This is a genomic window from Chitinophaga sp. (genome assembly GCF_035761305.1).
GTDB lineage: Bacteria > Bacteroidota > Bacteroidia > Chitinophagales > Chitinophagaceae > Chitinophaga.
This window is the reverse complement of the sequence record NZ_DASTRI010000027.1, coordinates 1-3,145: the sequence shown is the minus strand read 5'-3', so window position 1 is coordinate 3,145 and position 3,145 is coordinate 1. Positions and strand designations below refer to the sequence as shown.

General features: G+C 44.8%; 5 protein-coding genes. 2 read left to right on the top strand and 3 right to left on the bottom strand.

Features of this window, described 5'->3' with window-relative positions; all coding sequences use genetic code 11:
• Positions 1-285: 285 nt before the first annotated feature.
• The gene (locus VFS25_RS02985; protein ID WP_326460627.1) at positions 286-609 is read left to right on the top strand and encodes an SWIB/MDM2 domain-containing protein; all 324 of its coding nucleotides are present in this window, start codon (positions 286-288) and stop codon (positions 607-609) included.
• Positions 610-713: 104 nt separating this feature from the next.
• Here the strand turns inward: VFS25_RS02985 and VFS25_RS02980 are convergent, their stop codons facing one another.
• The 3 genes from VFS25_RS02980 to VFS25_RS02970 form a co-directional block, all read right to left on the bottom strand.
• Positions 714-1,262, bottom strand: a complete 549-nt coding sequence (locus tag VFS25_RS02980) for an SRPBCC family protein (protein WP_326460626.1) — start codon at positions 1,260-1,262, stop codon at positions 714-716.
• A gap of 30 nt (positions 1,263-1,292) precedes the next feature.
• Positions 1,293-1,694 (bottom strand): DoxX family protein, encoded by a 402-nt coding sequence (locus VFS25_RS02975; protein ID WP_326460625.1) that lies wholly within the window; start codon positions 1,692-1,694, stop codon positions 1,293-1,295.
• 237 nt (positions 1,695-1,931) lie between these two features.
• Positions 1,932-2,756, bottom strand: coding sequence for a hypothetical protein (locus tag VFS25_RS02970; RefSeq protein ID WP_326460624.1), 825 nt, complete (start codon positions 2,754-2,756; stop codon positions 1,932-1,934).
• Between the two features lie 143 nt (positions 2,757-2,899).
• Between VFS25_RS02970 and VFS25_RS02965 the strand changes: the two genes are divergently transcribed.
• The coding region (locus VFS25_RS02965) for a hypothetical protein (RefSeq protein WP_326460623.1) at positions 2,900-3,145 on the top strand (246 nt) is incomplete at its 3' end.

Below are 3,145 nucleotides of genomic sequence, written 5' to 3'. Positions count from 1 at the left end.
AATAGTTCCCCGGCACGCATATTTACATTCAGGACAGGATTACCCGGTAACAGCAACAGCAGGCTCCCTTTCCACATAATTCGCGGTAATATGGGATAACAGCCCATGAGCCTGGTTAACATTAAAAGGGCAGGTACTATTTTAAAGGGTAATAACCAGTGCAGTGTTTACGGGTAAACAGCAATTGGCATAATTTAAGCTGCACAGCCTATTTATGGGAAACGCCCCGGCTGTCTTCTCAATTCAGAACAGTTTAATTATTAACGCTTAAAATAAAATAATGCTATGGCAAAAACAGCTAAATCAGCTACCAAGAAAGCGCCTGCAAAAAAATCCGCCGCCCCCAAAACCGCCGCAAAAAAAGGCAACACAGGCTTAATGGCCCCGCTTACACCAAGCCCTGCCTTAGCAGCAGTTGTAGGTAGCAAGCCTTTGCCACGGACAGAGATCATTAAGAAAATCTGGGATTATATAAAGGCACATAACCTGCAGGACCAGCAGAACAAGCGTATGATCAATGCAGATGATAAGCTGAAACCTATTTTTGAAGGTAAGCAGCAGATCTCCATGTTTGAACTGGCAAAAGTAGTAGGCAAACACGTAAGCTAACAAGGTATATAAAAAGTTAAACGGCGGGCGCAGTATATGCACCGCCGTTTAACTTTGCCTTTTGTAACCGTTACGGCATACAGCTGCCCGCGGCTGCACCTGCCTTATTCATTATTTTGCTCCAATACATTTTTAAGGTTGGCCAGGCTTCCTTCCAGGTCCCTGCCCAGCACCCCTTCCAGGTTAAGGAGCAACAGCATTATATTCATGGGGTATTTCATACTGCTGCTAAAGCTCCATCTTATCCTGGTCTGATCTGCTGCTATTTCCGTGGTGCTTACCTGTGCAACCGCCACGCCCTTAAAGGGCTTTTCAAAACGCAGCTCCAGGTCTATACGTTCTTCTTCCGTGATGCCTTTTATTTCCTGGGCTCCTTTACCAACATTTTTCACGTTACTGTCCCAGGCGTAAATAAAACCAACCTGCCCGTCGGTACCGCTATACGTTTTTACGGCATTAGGGTCGGCCATAGACCATTTGTTGTAGTTATCCTGGTTGCGGATAAAACGGATGTAGTTGAACACCGCCTGCCTGGGCCGGCGGATATTAATTTCCCGTGTTACGGTATAACTTTTCTTTGCAAATAGTGCTGCTATTAAGAGCAGTGCTATGAGCGCAATAATTATAATAACGATGGCGAGCAGGATATTCATGGCTGCAGGTATGGATAATTAATGCTGTTATTAAAAGCTGGTTGTTCTGGTTTTGTGAAAGTAGATGTAGGAAACCGTAAGGATGGCTAATCCTACCAGTGGTAAAATACCCATTGCGGCGCCATTTACAACAATGTTGGCAATCATGGCGGAGATCAGTGAAATACCAAATCCTACATAGGCCCATTCTTTCAGGCGGGCAGGGATCATAGGCAGTATCAACAGAATGCCGCCGATGATTTTACCGATGCCCAGCTCCACGCCAAAATATTCCGGGAAGCCTACGCTGCGGATGCCTTCTTTTGCCATGGGCGTATTGAACCAGATAGCAGGAACGGAGTCCAGCAATACAAACAGGGAAGTAAAAATCCAGTAGATTACTTTGTCTTTACGAACGCTTTTTGCTTTTACGGGAGCGGTTAAAGTTGTCATGTCAGTATGTTTTAAAAGTTTAAAAATTTCCGTTTGGTTTGATGATGTAAAACTATCTCGTTTACGGAAATTGAAAGGTCTGTGAACACGACATAGTAAGGGGGCAATTACGACCTATTCTGACTGTACATGCATTTCCGGCAAATACCACCTCCCGAATATTTGAAAGACTATATTGCTATACAACACCGGGCATTCTTGTATAAATAATGTGCTTTGCCTGCCCGCGGGGTTGGCTTAATCAACACCTACGATAAAAGTATTAAATGCATCGGTAAACCGCTTACGTATATCCTTGGGCGTATCATCAAAGAAAGCCACCTTAAAGCCCCGTTCCAGCGGAGCGTTGGCAGCATGGTGCAGCTGCATTTCACGGGAATGCACCACCCCTATCAGCTGCTCTTTAAAAAATACCAGCTGTATGCGCATTAATGGCGAAGGATCATCAATCCAGCTCTCGTAATTGAGGTAAGTGGCAAAAGGCAGCAGGTCATTCTTTTGCAGCTTAAAGCTGCTGATAAAGGGCTGCATGGATTTCAGCGAGCGGTCATGCACGCTGTCCAGGTAAGCCGGCAGCACATTTTCTACAATGGTTTGCGGGTACAGGTTGTTTTTATAGGTGTAGCCCACCAGCTCTGCCCAGGTTCTTTTGGTATTGGTGCCGGTGTTAACAGGCATATCTTTCAGCACTTTGCCTACTACTTTTCCATCCACAATAATATCGTGGCCCTTGTGGAGTGTATCTGTGCCAAAGGCGCCGGCATCGTCGGACAAGTCTGCTGTTAATCCTACCTGGTACCAGCCGCTGTCGCCTTCTGTGCATGTAACCAGGGTAGTATCTTCCAGGGAAAAAATCACTTCACCGTTGGCGGCATTGCGGATATTTGCGGGGCCGTTAATGCGTTCGCCAATTACCGGGCCGCCGGAAAAGTCCGGCTTTTTGCTTTTTACCGGCGCAGCAGGTGTATGGGTGGTATCTGCATTATTATTGTTGGAGGCCTGCTGAACACAGCCTGCCAGTACGGTACAGGTGATGATGGAAAATACCAGGAACGGCTTCATATTATTGGTCAGGATTTTTTTACAGGGCGGAAGTTAGGAAAAATTGGACACGATATAATAATTGAATAATGAATAATTAATTGCTTATCAGGCCAGAAATTATTAAATAAGCAAATTTGTTTACTTTTTCGTATCTTCAGGAAGTGGAAAACGAACTCGCTATATTAAAAGGTATACATCCTGGTATTGTGTTGGAAAGAGAACTTAAAAAAAGAAAGCTTTCCAAGGCTCATTTTGCGCACACCGTTCATGAATTTCCGCAAACATTAGGTGCTATTACCAAAGGAAAAAGGAATATGAACACCGCACTTGCGTTAAGGATTGAAAAGGAGCTTGGGCTGGAGGAAGGATATTTTATGACCCTGCAGGTATTTTATGAGATCCGGGAA

Excerpts from the sequence above, each read along its gene's own strand:
- VFS25_RS02985 (WP_326460627.1), top strand. The coding sequence starts at position 286 with ATGGCAAAAACAGCTAAATCAGCTACCAAGAAAGCGCCTGCAAAAAAA.
- VFS25_RS02970 (WP_326460624.1), bottom strand. The coding sequence starts at position 2,756 with ATGAAGCCGTTCCTGGTATTTTCCATCATCACCTGTACCGTACTGGCA.
- VFS25_RS02975 (WP_326460625.1), bottom strand. The coding sequence starts at position 1,694 with ATGACAACTTTAACCGCTCCCGTAAAAGCAAAAAGCGTTCGTAAAGAC.
- VFS25_RS02980 (WP_326460626.1), bottom strand. The coding sequence starts at position 1,262 with ATGAATATCCTGCTCGCCATCGTTATTATAATTATTGCGCTCATAGCA.